Raw genomic sequence first — 15888 nt, forward strand, 5'->3', positions numbered from 1 at the left:
TGTCGCGTGAACGACCCGGGTCGTCGGGTCCAACGAGCGTTGCACGCGGCGTAAGTCACGCCGTCCGGACACCCCCCTCCGAAGACCCCGCACCCCGACCGTCAACCGACAACCGCAACCCACCCAGCGCGCCGCAGGCGAACCCCGCGACCCCGTTGAGCAGGCCGACCTGCCCGTACATGTTTACTTCCACGACCCGCGCCCGTAATCTGACCCAGAAACCACAGACTCGGGCATCGAACGGACGTAAACCCACATGTACGCACCGGAGCGGCAGCAAGAGATCCTGCGCCTCGCCCGTGAGGGCGGTCGCGTCGACGTGCTGTCGCTCGCCGAGGAGTTCCAGGTCACCGCCGAGACCGTACGCCGCGACCTCAAGGCCCTCGACCGCGCCGGTCTCGTACGCCGCGTGCACGGCGGCGCCATCCCCGCCGGCCGTCTCGACTTCGAGCCCGACCTCGCCGAACGCGAGTCCACCGCCGCGGACGAGAAGGACCGCATCGCGCACGCCGCGCTCGCCGAACTGCCCCGGACCGGCAGCGTGATCCTCGACGCGGGCTCGACCGTCGCACGGCTCGCCGCCGAACTCCCGCTGGGCAGCGAACTCACCGTCGTCACCCACGCGTTGCCCGTCGCCGCGCGCCTCGCCGACCACCCCGGCATCGACCTCCACCTGGTCGGCGGCCGGGTCCGGCACCGTACGCGCGCCGCCGTCGACGCGTGGGCCCTGCGCGCGTACGGCGAGATCCGCGCCGACGTCCTGTTCCTCGGCACCAACGGCTTCTCGCCGGACGGCGGCCTCACCACCCCCGACCTCGCCGAGGCGGCCGTCAAACGCGCGCTGGTCGCGGCGGCCCGCCGCGTCGTCCTGCTGGCGGACTCGGCCAAGCACGGCCAGCAGCACTTCGCCCGCTTCGGCGGCCTGGCTGACGTCGATCTGCTGATCACGGACAAGGAGCTGCCCCCCGCCGCCCGCGCGGCGATCGAGGCGACCGGCACGGAGGTGCTCAGTGTCTAGTCCGGGTCCCACGATCCTCACCGTCACCCCGAACCCCAGCCTGGACCGTACGTACGAGATACCCGCCCTCGCCCGGGGCGAGGTCCTGCGCGCCACCGTCGAGCGGATGGACCCCGGCGGCAAGGGCGTCAACGTCTCGCGGGCGGTCGCGGCGGCCGGGCACCGTACCGTCGCCGTGCTCCCGCTCGGCGGCGCCCCCGGCGCGCTCGTCGCCCAACTCCTCGCCGGCCAGGGCATCGACGTCGCCCCCGTGCCCATCACCGGCGCGACCCGCTCCAACATCGCCCTCGCCGAACCCGACGGCACGCTGACGAAGATCAACGCGCCGGGCCCCGAACTCACCCCGGTCGAGTCCGAAGCGCTGCTGTCCGCGCTCCGCGCGCACGACGTGGGCGGGGCCGGCGACTGGATCGCCTGCTGCGGCAGCCTGCCGCGCGGGCTCGACCCCCGCTGGTACGCCCAACTCGTCGAACGCGCCCACGCCGCCGGCGCCCGCATCGCGCTCGACACCTCGGGCGCCTCACTGCTGGCGGCGCTCAAGGAGCGCCCGGACGTGGTGAAGCCCAACGCCGAGGAACTGGCAGCCGCCGTCGGCCGCCCGCTGGCCACCGTCGGCGACGCGCTGAAGGCGGCCGAGGAACTGCTCACGTACGGCGCAGGATCCGTCCTCGCCAGCCTCGGCGCCGACGGCCAGCTCCTGGTCTCCGGCACGGGCGCCCACTTCGCGAACGCCCCCGTCGCGGCCGTCCGCAGCAACGTCGGTGCCGGCGACGCCTCCCTCGCCGGTTTCCTCGCGGCCGGCGGCACCGGTCCGCGGGCGCTGGCATCGGCGGTCGCCCACGGCGCGGCGGCCGTCCAACTGCCGGGCAGCGTGATGCCGTCGCCCGCCGACCTCGACCCGGGGGCGGTCACCGTGTCCGCCGACATCCCCCTGGACCGTCCCCTCTCGGAGCCCGCCCCATGACCCCTGGCCGTACGTCCCCCAACCGTCCCTCCCGAAGGAGCCCGCGATGAGCGACATGATCACCGCGGACCTGGTCGACCTCGACCTGGCCGCAGAGACGAAGGAAGCCGCGGCCCGCTCGCTGGCCGAACGCATGGTGGCCCTGGGCCGGGTCACCGACCTGGACGGTTTCCTGGCCGACGTGGCCGCCCGTGAGGCGCAGATGCCCACGGGGCTCGACAGCGGGATAGGCATCCCGCACTGCCGCAGCGAGCACGTCACCGAACCGACCCTGGCCTTCGGGCGCCCGGCCGAGGGCATCGACTTCGGGGCGCCCGACGGCCCGGCGGACCTGATCTTCCTGATCGCGGCCCCGGCGGGCGCCGACGACGCGCATCTGACGATCCTGTCCGCCCTGGCCCGCCGGCTGATGGACCCGGACTTCACGGCGGCGCTGCGCGCGGCGACGGACCCGGCGGCGACCGCGCGTCTGATCAGCGGCGACACACCGCCCCCGGCGGCGCCGGAGCCGGAAGCCGCGGCCACGGAAGAACCCCCGCCCGCCCCCTTCCGTATCGTCGCCGTCACCTCCTGCCCCACCGGCATCGCCCACACCTATATGGCCGCCGAGGCCCTCGAACAGGCAGGCCCCGGCGAGGGTGTCGAGATCACTGTCGAACCGCAGGGCTCCGCCGGATTCACCCGGCTCGACCCCGCCGTCATCGCCGCCGCCGACGGCGTGATCTTCGCCCACGACGTACCGGTACGGGAGAAGGAACGCTTCGCCGGCAAGCCCACCGTCGACGTCGGCGTCAAGGCCGGTATCAACCGCCCCGCCGAACTGATCGCCGAGGTCCGCGACAAGGCCGCCCGCGGCGAGACCACGGCCTCGGCCGGCACCGGCTCACCCGTCGACGAGGCGGGCGACGCGGGCGAGGGATACGGCACCAAGCTGCGCAAGTGGCTGATGTCCGGCGTCAGTTACATGGTCCCGTTCGTCGCGGCGGGCGGACTCCTGATCGCCCTCGGCTTCGCCATCGGCGGCTACACCGTCGACAAGGCGCCCTCCGTCGCCGAGCACTTCGTCTGGACGGACTCCACGAGCTGGGCGGCCCTGCTGTTCCAGGTCGGCGGTCTCGCGTTCAGCTTCCTGGTCCCGGTCCTGGCGGGCTACATCGCGTACGGGATGGCCGACCGCCCCGGTCTGGTCCCCGGCTTCGTCGGCGGCTCCATCGCGCTCACCATCAACGCGGGCTTCCTCGGCGGTCTCGCCGCCGGTCTGATCGCCGGTGGCACCGTCATGGCGATCCAGCGGGTCAAGGTGCCCGCCGCGCTGCGCGGCATCATGCCGGTCGTCGTCATCCCGCTGATCTCCTCCGCCGTCGTCGGTTTCCTGATGTTCCTGGTGGTCGGCAAGCCGATCGCCGAGCTCCAGAAGGCCCTCACGGACTGGCTGTCGGGACTCTCCGGCGCCAACGCGATCATCCTGGGCGTCGTCCTCGGGCTGATGATGTGCTTCGACCTGGGCGGGCCGCTCAACAAGGTCGCCTACGCCTTCGCGGTCGGCGGCCTCGCCAACCCCAATGACGGCAGCCTGAAGGTGATGGCGGCCGTGATGGCGGCCGGCATGGTCCCGCCGCTCGCCATGGCGCTGGCCACCGTCGTACGGGGCGGCCTGTTCAACCGCACCGAGCGCGAGAACGGCAAGGCCGCCTGGGTGCTCGGCTCCTCGTTCATCACCGAGGGCGCCATCCCGTTCGCCGCGGCCGACCCGCTGCGCGTCATCCCGTCGGCCATGGCGGGCGGCGCGGTCACGGGCGCGCTGTCGATGCTCTTCGAGTGCACCCTGCGGGCCCCGCACGGCGGGATCTTCGTGCTCCCGCTGATCGGCAATCCGGTGCTCTATCTGATCGCGATCCTGGCCGGTACGGGAGTCAGTGCCGCGCTTGTCATCCTGCTGAAGGGCATGGGCGGGCGCGGCGACGGCAAGGCCGTGGCGGACGCGCCCGCCACGGAGCCCGGGACCGCGCCCAAGGTCCCGGCCACCGTCTGAGCGTGAGTACGGGCAGCGGTACGGGCAGCCGCCCTCACCCGGTCATCTGACCCGAGCGCGGAGTTCCATCGCTTCGCGCGCGGTGCTCTGCGCGGCGTACACCTCGCACATGTGGCGGCCGTCGGGTGTCGCCGTGTGCTCCACCTCCCACAGGCTTGTCTCCGTGCCGTCGAGCAGCAGGAACGCGTGCTCGTAGAGCGTGAACCCCGCGTCCTTGCCCTCGACATGGCCGTGTCTGCCGAAGACCTGGGTGATGTGGTGGGCGAAGGCGGCCCGCAGCGGTCCCGCGACCTCCTCGCCCGGCCGGTCCACGTTCTCCGCGCGGCGCAGGACACGGCGCGCGTGGTCGGCGGAGTTGTCCGGCAGATACATCCGGGGCAGCGGTGTCTGTGGCGCTGTCAGCAGGCCGCTGAGCAGGTCGAGATCGGCCGCGAGGTCGGACTCGAAGCTCGGGTCGAGACTGACGCCGAGGCCGGACTCGAAACGGGACCCGAAGAGCGGGTCGGCGGGGGCGGTGGGATCGATGGCCCCGGGATCGAGAGGATCGAGGGGATCGGGCGAGGGACGGCGCAGCCGGGAGGCGGCCAGGCGGACCTCGTACTCGTCGGTGTAGAGCTCGTGCTGTTCGGCGCCGTCGCGCCCGGTGTTGTGGACCAGCTCCCAGAGGGTGAGGGCGGTGCTGTCGGCAAGCAGGTAGGTGTGCCGGTATGTCTCGCGATGCAGTCCCGCACTGTGGTGCGAGGAACGCAATGAACTGGCGTGTGCCAGAGCGGAGTCGAGCCGCTCGATCACGGTGTCGGGCAGATCGAAGGAGTTGAGCGCCCGACCCAGGAGACGCTCCAGATGCGTCTCGCTTGTCTCATACGGATCGTTCAAGGTGGGTCTCCAGGCCGTCGCCACATGTCACTTGGTGATTGCATAACGTAGCCCCTTGGACTGACATTGCGTCCCAAGTTCGGTAAAACGATTGGGGGCGCGCGAGAAGTTCCTTCGAGCCCCCCTCAACTCCCTTGCGCCGTCGGTCAGTCCGTCCCGTACAGATCGCGGTACGAGGGGAACGTACCGCCCGGTCCTTCGACCCCCTCCGCCACCACCATCGCCCGCACAATCGCCCTGGTCACGGCGTCGGCGCCGGCCGCGAGCAACTCGTTGAGCGCCAGCGGACCCGCCGGGTCGAGCGTGCGTTCCCCGGTGGCGAGCGTGAAGACCGTGTCGCCGTCGTTGAGCAGATGTACAGGACGGACGGCGCGCGCGATGCCGTCGTGCGCCGTCCCCGCGAGCTTCTGCGCCTGTGCCTTGGAGAGGTCGGCGTCGGTCGCCACGACGGCGAGCGTGGTGTTCAGCGGAGGCGGCCCGCCACCCTCCCGCAACGCGGCGAGACGCGCGAGGGCCGCCTCGTGCACACCGGCCTCCGGAAAGCGGGGACGGCCCTGGAAGTACCGCCCGTACAGCACACCCGTCAGCGGATCGACCGCGGAGCCCGCCGCGTTCGCGACGACCAGCGCCGCGACGGTGATCCCGGACGGCAGCAGCACGCTCGCCGTACCGACCCCGCCCTTCAGCTGCCCCACCAGGGCCCCGGTCCCGGCGCCCACGCCACCCTCGGCGAACGGCGCCCCCGATTCGGCACGGGCCGCCGCCTCCACCGCCGCGCGGCCCGTGGCGGCGTCGGGACGGGCCCGCCAGTCGCCGCCGCGCCCCAGGTCGAAGACGCAGGCGGCGGGCACGACGGGCACCACCTGGGCCGGGTCGGGCCCGACCCGCACACCCCGCCCCCGCTCCTCCAGCCACGCCATCACACCGGCGGCGGAGTCCAGCCCGTACGCGCTGCCGCCGGTCAGCACGACCGCCTCGACCCGTTGCACCAGATTGCGGGGATCCAGCGCGTCGGTCTCCCGGGTGCCGGGGCCACCGCCCCGTACGTCCACGGCGGCGACCGCCCCGCCCTCCGGCGCCAGGACGACCGTCGTACCGCTGAGCGCCCGGTCTCCGTCCACCCGCGCGTGGCCGACCCGGATCCCCGCCACATCCGTCAATGCGTCATTGGTTGCCATGGACCCCATGCGTACCACGGAGCCCGGCCCCGCCACGGCGGATCACCGCGTCCGCCACGCCCACCGCCGTACCCTGAAGGTATGAGCACCGCCCGCACACCCGGACCGCATGACACCGTCTCGGAACCGCCGCGACCGGCCCCGCCCAAGCCGGCACCCCCGAAGCCGGGCCCGCCCAAGCCCCCGCTCGTCTTCGACGACCCGCTGGACCGGCAGTCCTCCGACGACACCGACGCAGGCTGGGGAGAGCGGCCGACCGCGAGCGGCGACAGCGCGGCCGACCTGGCCCGCTTCCTGGACGAGAAGCCGCCCCACCACATCTGACGCCCCCGGAGCCCGACCGCACCGGCCGGGCTCCGTCGCGCGACGGGTCGTCGGACCAGCGGGCTCAGGGAGTGCCGCTCTGCTCCGGTCCACGACGCTGAGCCACCAGCGCGTCCCGGATCTCCTTCAGCACCTCCAGCTCGCTGACCTCCAGGACCTCCTCCACCTGCTCCTTGGCGGCCTGTTGCCTGGCGCGCCTGGCCAGATACTTCGCCATCGGCAGGACCATCAGGAAGTACACGACGGCGGCGGTGATCAGAAAGCTGAGCGTCGCGCTGAGGACCGACCCCCACAGGATCGGGATACCCGACACGGCCTCGCCCGCGGCGTTCGTCTTGCACGGGGCCTTGAGACACGAGCTGTAGTGATTCAGGTCCTTGGTGCCGAACGCACCGACGACCGGGTTGATGACGCCCTTCACCAGGGAGTTCACCACATTGGTGAACGCGGCGCCGATGACCACCGCGACCGCGAGGTCGATCACGTTGCCTCGCGTCAGGAAGGCCTTGAAGCCCTCCAGCACGCTCTCCTTCTTGTCGCTCACCAGTGAGCCCTTCGTCGTATGTGCCATGGGGACGGCGACCGGGACCACCAATCGCCTGGACACCATGGGCAACTCGCGCCCCGGCTGTCCAATCCGCCCATGCTTTCGTGTGACCAGTCTGCTCATCAGTACGACGGCTGAACGTGCGGACCGGCACAGCCCGGCTCAGCACAGCGTCACCGCCAGCCGGGAGTTGGTGCCCGCCCCCGCCAACTCGGCAGCCACATCACGCGCGACAGTCAGCAGCACCAGCGCACCGCCGTCAGCGGGGCTCTCCAGCGCCCGGGGGACGGATTCCACCCGCGCGCCCGTGGCGAGCACCCGGGCGTCCGACTCCTCGCCGCCGGGGGAGTGGGCGGCGGCGATCACATCGACCCGGTCGCCGGGGCGCAGCAGCCGGACCGTCGCCACATCCGCGATCCGCACCGGAGCCGTCACCAACCGCTCCTTCGCGGCGCCCGGTTGAGCAGCCGCCCCCGACGCACCGCCTGCCGCCGCGCGGGCCGCGGCCTCGGCGCGGTCCTCCGCTCCGGCCGCGTCACCGGGCCCGCTCGCCCCCGCCGCCGCCAGCGCGACCGCCGTCACGACCAGTCCGGCCGCGCACGCGCGCCGCTTCCGCAGCAGCGCCCTGCGCAGCCGCTGCCCGCCGCCGCCCACACGCAGCGGATCGAACGCCGGCACCCCGCACGGCGCGGGCGCGGCGACCACCGGCGCGGGCACCCGCGCGGGCGGGAGGAACGGAGGATCCGAGGGACGGGTGACGAGGGACCGGGCCGGGGAGCGAGGCGCGGAAGGGGATGAGGGCGAGGACGAGGACGAGGACGAGGACGAGAATGGGGATGGGGAACGAGGAAGGAAACGCGAAGAGGGACGGGAGGAAGTACGCGGAGGCGTACGCGAAGACGATCGGGACATGGCAACCACCACCTGCCGTGAGGAATCTCTGCTGGCGCTCCTCACGATCCACGCCCGGCCGAGATCCCGCCGAAGCCTGTGGACAACTACCCGGCTGTGGATATCTCGCTCACCCGAACGAGGCCCGTCCCAGGCGTTTACGGCAGCTCAAGCCCCGTATCGATGCCGTCCAGCGCGTGCGAGCACAGACAGTCCCGCGTCTCGCCGGCCTGGAGCCCGCCCACGGTGTCGAACAGCACCGTACGCAGCCGGTCGACGTTCGAGGCGAAGACCTTCAGCACCTCCTCGTGCGAGACCCCCTCACCCGTCTCGGCCCCCGCGTCCAGGTCGGTCACGAGCGTCAACGACGTGTAGCAGAGCCCCAGTTCACGCGCGAGCACGGCCTCGGGGTGCCCCGTCATCCCGACCACCGACCACCCCATCGACGCGTGCCACCGCGATTCGGCACGGGTCGAGAAACGCGGTCCCTCGACGACGACCAGCGTCCCGCCGTCCACCGGCTCCCAGTCACGCCCACGCGCCGCGGCGAGCGCCGTCCGGCGCCCCTCGGGGCAGTACGGGTCGGCGAGCGAGATGTGGACGACCTTCGACGCCCCGCCGCCCGGCAGCGGCACACCGTCGTAGAACGTCTGCGTGCGCGCCTTCGTACGGTCCACCAACTGGTCCGGCACGAGCAGGGTCCCCGGGCCGAACTCCTCCCGCAGTCCGCCCACCGCGCACGGGCCGAGCACCTGCCGCACGCCGACGGACCGCAGCGCCCACAGATTGGCGCGGTAGTTGATGCAGTGCGGCGCGATGTCGTGCGCGCGCCCGTGGCGCGGCAGGAACGCGACGCGCCTGCCTTCGACATCGCCCAGGAACAGCGAGTCGCTGGGCGGCCCGTAGGGGGTGTCGACGGTGACCTCGGTCACGTCTTCGAGGAATGAGTACAGGCCCGAGCCGCCGATGACGCCGATCTCCGCGGTCTCCGAGCCCTCTGCGTTCGCCTTGGTCGCCATGACGATCACCCTAGCCGGGCGTGCCCCCGCCCCGTCGTACGGGAACGCCGAGGACCCCGCCGTACCGAACGGCGGGGTCCCGGAGGAGGTATCAGAGGATCAGGCGGCGGCTGGACCGCTGGAGCCGGAGCTGCCGCTTGACGCGCCCGACTTCGAGCCGGCTGAACCGGAGCCCGACGAGGAGCCGTTCGACGACGAGCCGGACGTGGACGCGGACGTCGACGCGGCCTTGGAGTCCGACGAGGACGAGCCCGAGGACGACGACTTGTCGCCCGAACCGCCCGAGTCACCCGAGCCGTTCGACGCGCCCGCCTTGGCCGGCGTGCTGCTGGTCGACGCGCCTCGGCTGTCGTTCCGGTAGAAACCGGAGCCCTTGAAAACGATGCCGACCGCCGAGAACACCTTCTTCAGGCGTCCGTCGCACGCGGGGCACACGGTGAGGGAATCGTCGGTGAATTTCTGCACCGCCTCAAGGCCCTCGCCACAATCGGTGCACTGGTACTGATAGGTCGGCACTTGTTCCTCCTGGCACTCTCACTCAATGAGTGCTAACGACGCTCCATAGTGACGTATTCCGCTGGATCAGTCCACTGCCACCGGCACGCGGTGACCCATTCCACGCGCCGCGACGAGCCCGGACGCCTTCGGCGTGAGCCGCGAACGCAGTACGAGGAGCGTGGTCAGAGCCAGCGCCGTACCCACCAGTGGCACCACGAATCCGGCGCTCGCACCGTGCGCGTCCGCCAGCTGACCGGCCGCCGAGACCGCCCCGGCCTGGCCCAGGGCGACCGCGCCCGTCAGCCAGGTGAAGGCCTCCGTACGCGCCCCGGCCGGGACCAGCGCCTCGATCAGGGTGTAGCCACTGATCAGCGCGGGCGCGATGCAGAGCCCGACCAGCAGGCCGAGCCCGGCGAGCAGCGGCACCGAGTGCACGGCCCACAGCCCGGAGGCGGCCAGCGTCAGACCGACGTAGCCGCTGATCAGGCGGCGGCGGGGGCCGGACTTCCAGGCGATGGCACCGCAGGCGATACCGGCGAGCATGTTGCCGGCGGCGAAGACTCCGTACAGAAGACCGTTCACACCGGGGTTGCCGATCTCCTCGGCGAACGCCGTGAGCGAGACCTGCATACCGCCGAAGACCGAGCCGATACCGAGGAAGACCACGGCCAGTACGCGCACGCCGGGCACGGACAGCGCCGAAACGCGCGCGCCCCCGAAGCCCGCACCAGCCCCCACCGCGCCCGAACCGGCCGCACCAGAGCCCGAACCGGCCGTTTCGCGCCGCTGCGGCAACTTCGGCTGCGTACGGCGCTGCGCGGCGAACAGCAGCCCGCCCGCCAGCGTCAGCGCCCCCTCGGCGACCAGACCGGCCGCCGGATGCACGCCGGTGCACAGCGCGGTCGCGAGGACAGGCCCGATGACGAACGTGAACTCGTCCGTGACGGACTCGAAGGCGGCGGCCGTCGGCAGCAGCCGCGCGCGCTCCTCGGAGCCGCCGAGCACGGCCGCCCAGCGGGCCCGCACCATCGGCCCCACCTGGGGGATCGAGGCGCCTGTCGGTACGGCGGCGACGAACAGCGCCCACAGGGGCGCGCCCGCCAGCGCGAGCACGATCAGCGCGGTCACGGACGCCGCGTGCAGCAGCACGCCGGGCACCAGCACCGCCCGCTGCCCGAACCGGTCGGCGAGCTTGCCGTTCTGCGGCGCGAAGAGCGCCATGGAGACACCGGTGACGGCGGCGACGATGCCCGCGCTGCCGTACGAACCGGAGGTGTGCTCGACGAGCAGGACGATGCCGATCGTCAGCATCGCGAAGGGCTGCCGCGCGGCGAAGCCGGGAAGCAGGAACGTCCAGGCGCCGGGTGTACGCAGCAACTGCCCGTACCCCGGACGGCGCGGCGGAGCCGTTCCCACGGAGGCGCCGGCGGTGGTGTCGACCGTGTCGGACACGGTCCTTGCCTTTCTGCCGCCTGGTGGCGCCCCGGACGTGCGGGGGCTGCCGAGAGCTGTCCTCTTGCGCGGAACTGCGGTAGATACCCGGGTCCACTGAAGGGGACACCACGGCCGCCATACGGTCGCGCCAGCTCTGCGTCAGGCAGAGTTGGTCGATCAAGTCGGTGCGCCACGCCACTTCGACGCGACAGGCACAGGCCTCATCGTACCCGGGAAATACCAGGAAGATCCCGGCCCGCACCTGTGATTGACGCCTCCGGGCGGCGCGGCCTTCGATTCCTCAGCCGCACCCCGCCAGCAGCCACTCGGCCGCCGACAGTCGCACCCGGCCGACAGCCACTCAGCCGGGCCCCCGCCCGATCCCGCCGACCCCGCTGCCCGGCTTCCTGATCCTGCCCGGCCCACCGCCGCCCCCCGCACCGTTCGCCGCGCTCGTCCCGTTCCCGCTTCCGCTTCCGCTCCCACTCGTCCCACTCGTCCCCAGCCAGTCGGCCAGCTTTCCGCCCTGCCCGACGGCGCGCAGCCGCCGCTCGGCCGCGTCCCGTACCGGATCGGTCGCGACGACCAGCAGTTCGTCCCCCCGCCGCAGCACGGTGGACGGCCCCGGCACGAAGCTCTTGTCCTCCCGTACGACCAGCGTGACCGCCGACCCGGGCGGCAGCCGCAGCTCGCCGACCTCCACGCCGTGCATCTTCGACCGGTCCGGGATGGCCACGGAGAGCAGATGACCGCGCAGCCGCTCCAGCGGCGCCGACTCGACCCCCAGGTCGGCCGCCTCCGAGGGATCCCCGAGGTGCAGGGTCCTGGCGACCCAGGGCAGCGTCGGCCCCTGCACGAGCGTGTAGACGACGACCAGCACGAAGACGATGTTGAAGATCCGGTGGCTGCCCTCGATCCCCGAGACCATCGGGATGGTCGCCATGACGATGGGTACGGCGCCACGCAGCCCCGCCCACGACATCAGCGCCTTCTCCTGCCAGGGGATACGGAACGGCGCGAGGCTGACCAGCACGGACAGGGGCCGCGCCACGGCGGTCAGCACCAGACCCACTATGACCGCCGGCAGGAAGTCGTCGCCCAGCTCGTGCGGCGTCACCAGCAGTCCCAGCAGTACGAACATGCCGATCTGCGCCAGCCAGCCGAGCCCCTCCGCGAAACCACGGGTGGCGGGCGCGTGCGGCAGCTTGGAGTTCCCCAGCAGCATGGACGCCAGATACACCGCGAGGAACCCGCTGCCGTGGGCCATCGCCCCGGCCGCGTACGCGACGACGGCGATGGCCATCACGGCGATCGGATAGAGACCGGAGGCCGGCAGCGCCACATGCCGGAGCCCGAAGGCGCCCAGCCAGCCGACCGCGATCCCGATGGCGGCGCCGATGGCCAGCTCCAGAAGGATCTCGCCGACCAGTACGTACCAGTGCTCCACCGGTCCGACGGTCGACAGCGCCACGACCATGATCACCACGGGGGCGTCGTTGAAGCCCGACTCCGCCTCCAGCGCGCCCGTCACCCTCGACGGCAGCGGAATCTTCCTCAGTACGGAGAAGACGGCGGCGGCGTCCGTGGAGGAGACGACGGCGCCGATGATCAGCGCCTGCCGCCAGTCCAGACCGACGAGATAGTGCGCGGCGGTCGCGGTGACGCCGACGCTCACGGCGACACCGACGGTCGACAGCGCGACGGCGGCCGGCAGCGCGGGCTTGGCCTCTTTCCACTTGGCGGCGAGACCGCCCTCGGCGAGGATCACGACCAGGGCGGCGTAGCCGATCACCTGCGTCAGCTCGGCGTTGTCGAACTTGACGTTGAAGATGCCGTCCTGGCCTATGACGACGCCGATCCCGAGGTAGAGCAGCAGGCTGGGCAGCCCGCTCCGGGACGAGATCCGTACCGCGGCGACGGCGATCAGCAGCACGAGCGAGCAGATGAGCAGGAGTTCATTGAGCTGGTGGACAGTCAGCGGCCGATCCTTCCCCTCGCGCACACCGGATCGTTTCTCCGGCAGTCGGCACTTCGTTACCTTACCTAATCTTTAACGTTTTCTTGACGCGATCGATCGTTCGTGCGATCGATCCCGTGATTTCCTGTGTGATCGTCCGAGGAGTCCCGTCGGGCCGCGGTCCGGGTGTCCGCGGGGTCGTAGTGGTGACACCGCGTCGGGACGGGTGAAGCGCTGCGCCTATGGTTGCTCCAGCATTCCAGGACCACCCTGCCCCTCGAAGGACAGCGATGCCCGCCAACTCAACGCCCCCCGCCACCAAAAAGAAGGGGCGACGCGCCCGCTTTGTCGTGATCGTCCTGGTGTTGGCGCTGGTAGCAGGCGTTGGCTACGGCGCCTACTGGGGTGTGAGCACCGTGCGCGCCTCCCTCCCGCAGACCACCGGCACGATCAAACTGCCGGGTCTCGACGGCCAGGTCGAGGTCAAGCGCGACAGTTACGGCGTCCCGCAGATCTACGCGAACACCGACCGGGACCTGTTCCGCGCGCAGGGCTACGTCCAGGCGCAGGACCGCTTCTGGGAGATGGACGTCCGGCGCCACATGACCTCCGGCCGGCTCTCCGAGATGTTCGGCAAGGAGCAGGTGGCGACGGACGAGTTCCTGCGCACGCTGGGCTGGCGGCAGGTGGCCCAGGAGGAGTACGACGACAAGCTGGACGACGAGACGAAGAAGAACCTCCAGTCGTACGCGGAGGGCGTCAACGACTACCTCAAGGGCCGCGACGGCAAGGACATCTCCGTCGAGTACGCCGCGCTGGGCTTCGTCAACGACTACAAGCCCGCGAAGTGGACCCCCGTCGACTCGGTCGCCTGGCTGAAGGCGATGGCGTGGGACCTGCGCTCCAACATGCAGGACGAGATCGACCGTTCACTGCTCACGAGCAGGATGGACGAGAAGCAGATCAAGGACCTGTATCCGTCGTATCCGTACGACAGGAACCAGCCGATCGTCACCGAGGGCGCGGTCGACCCGCTCGCGGAGGAGTTCGACCCCGAGGCCGAACCGGGCGACGCGACAGGCGACGGTACGGGCACGGGCACGGGCACCGGGACAGGTACGGGTACGGGTACGGGTACAGGAACCGGCACCGGCACCGGCACAGGCGCCGGTACGGGCATAGGAACCGGCACCGGCACCGACCCCGGCGGCGCTGTCGAGGGCCTGGAGTCCCAGCTCGACGCCCTCTCCGGCACCCTCGACGCGATCCCGGCCCTCCTCGGCCCCAGCGGCAGCGGCATCGGCTCCAACTCGTGGGTCATCTCCGGCAAGTACACGACGACCGGCAAGCCGCTGCTCGCCAACGATCCGCACCTGGCGCCCCAACTGCCCTCCGTCTGGTACCAGATGGGCCTGCACTGCCGCAGCTCCACCAAGGACTGCCAGTACGACGTGGCCGGTTACACTTTCGCCGGTATGCCGGGCGTCATCATCGGCCACAACGAGGACATCGCCTGGGGCATGACCAACCTCGGCGCCGACGTGACCGACCTGTATCTGGAGAAGGTCAGCGGCGACACCTACCAGTACGGAAACGAACAGAAGAAGTTCAAGACCCGTAAGGAAACGATCAAGGTCGCCGGGGGCAAGAGCCAGACCATCACCGTCCGCGAGACCGGACACGGCCCCGTGGTCTCCGACCGCGACAGCGAGCTGCGTACGGTCGGCGACAAGGCCCCCGTCAACAACGCGGCCCCCGACCGCGGCGAGGGATACGCGGTCTCCCTCCAGTGGACCGCCCTCCAGCCCGGCAAGTCCATGGACGCGGTCTTCGCGCTCAACAAGGCCAAGAACTTCCCGGAGTTCCGCAAGGCGGCCGAGAACTTCGAGGTCCCCTCGCAGAACCTCGTCTACGCGGACGCGAAGGGCACCATCGGCTACCAGGCGCCCGGCCGGATCCCGATCCGCGCCGAGGGCGACGGCTCGATGCCGGCCCCCGGCTGGGACCCGAAGTACCGCTGGGAGAGCTACATCCCCTTCGACGAGCTTCCTTACGAGGAGAACCCGGAACGCGGCTACATCGTCACCGCCAACCAGGCCGTGATCGACAAGGCCGACTACCCGTACCCGCTGACCGAGGACTGGGGGTACGGCGCCCGCAGCCAGCGGATCAACGACCTCATCAAGTCGAAGATCAAGGACGGCGGCAAGATCTCCACCGACGACATGCGCACGATGCAGACCGACAACCGCAGCGAGATCGCCACGCTGCTCATGCCGTACCTGCTGAAGGTCGACGTCTCGGACCCCTCCATCCGGGAGGCCCAGAAGCTCCTCGAAGGCTGGGACGGCTCCCAGGAGCCGGACTCGGCGGCGGCGGCGTACTTCAACGCGGTCTGGCGCAACGTCCTCAAACTCGCCTTCGGGAACAAGCTTCCCAAGGAGATGCGCGTCGAGGGGGAGTGCCTCAACGTGCGCCCCGCCGACAGCACGGGCCCGGCCGACGACCTCGAAGAGCTGGTACGGGAGTGCGGCAAGCGCTCCGCCGACTCGGCGCAGCCCGACGGCGGGGACCGCTGGTTCGAGATCACCCGCAAGATCCTCAAGGACGAGGACAACGAGTGGTGGCAGGCGCCGAAGACCCGTCTCCAGGGCGCCGCCAAGACCCGTGACCAACTCCTGCTGCGCGCCCTCACGGACGCGCGCTGGGAGTTGACCGCCGAGCTGGGCAAGGACGTCTCCAGCTGGAGCTGGGGCCGGCTGCACCAGCTGAACCTCAAGAACCAGACCCTCGGTACGGAGGGTCCCGGCATCGTGCAGACCCTGCTCAACCGCGGCCCGTGGAACCTGGGCGGCGGCGAGGCCACGGTCAACGCCACCGGCTGGAACGCGGCCGGCGGCTACGAGGTCATGTGGGTGCCGTCGATGCGGATGGTGATCAACGTCGACGACTGGGACAAGTCCCGCTGGATCAATCTGACGGGCGCCTCGGGGCACGCGTACAGCCCGAACTACACCGATCAGACGGAGAAATGGGCCAAGGGCGAGCTGCTCGACTGGCCGTTCAGCAGCAGGGCCGTGGAGGAGAACACGGGGGACACCCTGACGCTCGCGCCGTAGGCGGAGCACCCGCCGCGGGGCCGTGAGGCCC

The 15888-nt window shown here is 71.2% G+C and carries 13 protein-coding genes; 5 read left to right on the top strand and 8 right to left on the bottom strand.

Annotated elements, in window-relative coordinates:
* The first annotated feature begins 256 nt into the window (after positions 1-256).
* From ACFYNU_RS08295 to ACFYNU_RS08305, 3 genes are read left to right on the top strand one after another with little or no spacing between them, the layout of a single operon-like run.
* The gene (locus tag ACFYNU_RS08295; protein ID WP_356584207.1) at positions 257-1018 is read left to right on the top strand and encodes a DeoR/GlpR family DNA-binding transcription regulator; all 762 of its coding nucleotides are present in this window, start codon (positions 257-259) and stop codon (positions 1016-1018) included.
* Positions 1011-1982: a 1-phosphofructokinase gene (gene pfkB / locus ACFYNU_RS08300; protein ID WP_356584209.1), complete on the top strand. Its 972-nt coding sequence runs from the start codon at positions 1011-1013 to the stop codon at positions 1980-1982. The genes ACFYNU_RS08295 and pfkB overlap by 8 nt, the downstream gene beginning before the upstream one ends.
* Positions 1983-2028: 46 nt before the next feature.
* Positions 2029-4014, top strand: coding sequence for a fructose-specific PTS transporter subunit EIIC (locus ACFYNU_RS08305; RefSeq protein WP_356584211.1), 1986 nt, complete (start codon positions 2029-2031; stop codon positions 4012-4014).
* Positions 4015-4056: 42 nt separating this feature from the next.
* On the opposite strand, the gene ACFYNU_RS08310 is transcribed toward ACFYNU_RS08305, so the two are convergent.
* A complete protein-coding gene (locus ACFYNU_RS08310; protein ID WP_356584213.1) occupies positions 4057-4890 on the bottom strand; it encodes a DUF6227 family protein in 834 nt (277 codons plus the stop codon).
* Between the two features lie 146 nt (positions 4891-5036).
* Entirely contained in the window at positions 5037-6068 is a 1032-nt protein-coding gene (locus ACFYNU_RS08315) for a P1 family peptidase (RefSeq protein WP_356584215.1), read from the bottom strand.
* Positions 6069-6149: 81 nt separating this feature from the next.
* Between ACFYNU_RS08315 and ACFYNU_RS08320 the strand changes: the two genes are divergently transcribed.
* Complete coding sequence (locus ACFYNU_RS08320) at positions 6150-6392, top strand: hypothetical protein (protein ID WP_356584217.1); 243 nt, start codon at positions 6150-6152, stop codon at positions 6390-6392.
* Positions 6393-6456: 64 nt separating this feature from the next.
* On the opposite strand, the gene ACFYNU_RS08325 is transcribed toward ACFYNU_RS08320, so the two are convergent.
* The 6 genes from ACFYNU_RS08325 to ACFYNU_RS08350 form a co-directional block, all read right to left on the bottom strand.
* Positions 6457-6936 carry an MscL family protein gene (locus tag ACFYNU_RS08325; protein ID WP_356584219.1) on the bottom strand — a complete coding sequence of 160 codons (480 nt, stop codon included), beginning with the start codon at positions 6934-6936 and terminating at the stop codon, positions 6457-6459.
* A 165-nt stretch (positions 6937-7101) separates the two neighbouring features.
* On the bottom strand, positions 7102-7644 hold the full coding sequence (locus ACFYNU_RS08330) for a hypothetical protein (RefSeq protein ID WP_356584221.1): 543 nt from the start codon (positions 7642-7644) through the stop codon (positions 7102-7104).
* Positions 7645-7988: 344 nt separating this feature from the next.
* Positions 7989-8849 carry an S-methyl-5'-thioadenosine phosphorylase gene (locus ACFYNU_RS08335; protein ID WP_356584223.1) on the bottom strand — a complete coding sequence of 287 codons (861 nt, stop codon included), beginning with the start codon at positions 8847-8849 and terminating at the stop codon, positions 7989-7991.
* A 99-nt stretch (positions 8850-8948) separates the two neighbouring features.
* The gene (locus tag ACFYNU_RS08340; protein WP_356584225.1) at positions 8949-9365 is read right to left on the bottom strand and encodes an FmdB family zinc ribbon protein; all 417 of its coding nucleotides are present in this window, start codon (positions 9363-9365) and stop codon (positions 8949-8951) included.
* A gap of 66 nt (positions 9366-9431) precedes the next feature.
* Positions 9432-10763 carry an MFS transporter gene (locus ACFYNU_RS08345; protein ID WP_388765703.1) on the bottom strand — a complete coding sequence of 444 codons (1332 nt, stop codon included), beginning with the start codon at positions 10761-10763 and terminating at the stop codon, positions 9432-9434.
* A gap of 379 nt (positions 10764-11142) precedes the next feature.
* The gene (locus ACFYNU_RS08350) at positions 11143-12759 is read right to left on the bottom strand and encodes a potassium/proton antiporter (protein ID WP_388765705.1); all 1617 of its coding nucleotides are present in this window, start codon (positions 12757-12759) and stop codon (positions 11143-11145) included.
* A gap of 269 nt (positions 12760-13028) precedes the next feature.
* Between ACFYNU_RS08350 and ACFYNU_RS08355 the strand changes: the two genes are divergently transcribed.
* Positions 13029-15857, top strand: coding sequence for a penicillin acylase family protein (locus ACFYNU_RS08355; protein WP_356584229.1), 2829 nt, complete (start codon positions 13029-13031; stop codon positions 15855-15857).
* Positions 15858-15888 lie beyond the last annotated feature (31 nt).

The sequence above is a fragment of the Streptomyces sp. NPDC006643 genome, from assembly GCF_042870175.1.
Classification (GTDB): Bacteria; Actinomycetota; Actinomycetes; order Streptomycetales; family Streptomycetaceae; genus Streptomyces.